At 47.5% G+C, this 1,055-nt stretch carries 1 protein-coding gene; it reads left to right on the top strand.

Annotated elements, in window-relative coordinates; all coding sequences use genetic code 11:
- Positions 1-239 precede the first annotated feature (239 nt).
- Positions 240-1,052, top strand: coding sequence for an IS21 family transposase (gene istA, locus Q0L00_RS19570; RefSeq protein ID WP_297338583.1), 813 nt, complete (start codon positions 240-242; stop codon positions 1,050-1,052).
- The last annotated feature ends 3 nt before the right edge of the window (positions 1,053-1,055 follow it).

Raw genomic sequence — 1,055 nt, 5'->3', positions numbered from 1 at the left:
TTGGATATTCCGGAGCATGCTGACCCCTCCAATCCGGAATGTTTTCAAGTAGTGAAAGTGCCATTACAGGCTGGATTCGACTGACATTCCGGCGCATGTTGACCCCTCTAACATAGATTTTCGGTGATATTCCGGAGCATATTGACCCCCAAGGTTGATATTCCGGAGTATGTTGACCCCTCTGATCAATGGTTTTGGTTTTTTAGCGGACATTTTCGATAACCGCTAACTATAATCCAATGGCTGGAAAACCTAAACCGATGAGTCAGATAAAACAGATGATCATACTTAACAGGCAGGGAAAGGGAGTCAAGACAATCGCCCGTATGCTGGATATCAGTAAGAATACCGTCAAGACGTATCTCTTTAAGCTTGACAAGCTACTGACGTCCAACCGTTCAGAGAAGCTTACCGTCGAGAAACTCCTTGGCCTTGACGAGCCTGAGTTATATACGCTTTTTCATCCCGGAAACCCTTCTTATAAAGATTCCAGGTATGAATACTTTAAAGCCAATCTGGCCTATTATCAAAAAGAGATGGAAAAGACGGGAGTAACCAGAGCCGTTCTATGGGAAGAATACAGACAGGCCGTTCCGGATGGATATAGCTACTCCCAGTTCTGCTTCCACCTGGACCAGCAGCAGACCGCAAAAGGGAAGCCTTCGATGGTTCTTGACCACAAGCCCGCAGAAAAGCTCTACATAGATTTTGCGGGAAAAACCATCCCCTATGTCGACAGGGAAACAGGTGAAGTCATCGCCTGCCAGCTTTTTGTTGCCTGCCTGCCCTTCTCGGATTATGCGTTTGCCATGGCTGTGCCATCCCAGAGCACAGCGGACTTTCTTTATGCGCTCAGCAGGTGCATGGAAGACTTGGGAGGTGTTCCGCAGCTTCTGGTTCCCGACAACCTGAAGGCAGCTGTGGTTAAAGCAGACCGGTACGAACCTGATATCAACCAAGCCCTTGAGGATTTTGCCAACCACTACGGAACAGCCGTACTTCCGGCACGGGCAAGAAAGCCACAGGATTATGTATACATTTTTGTTATGTAAAAA

Source organism: Algoriphagus sp. (genome assembly GCF_024305035.1).
Taxonomy (GTDB): domain Bacteria; phylum Bacteroidota; class Bacteroidia; order Cytophagales; family Cyclobacteriaceae; genus Algoriphagus.
The sequence above is the reverse complement of the archived record's forward strand: the minus strand, read 5'-3'. Positions and strand labels throughout refer to the sequence as shown.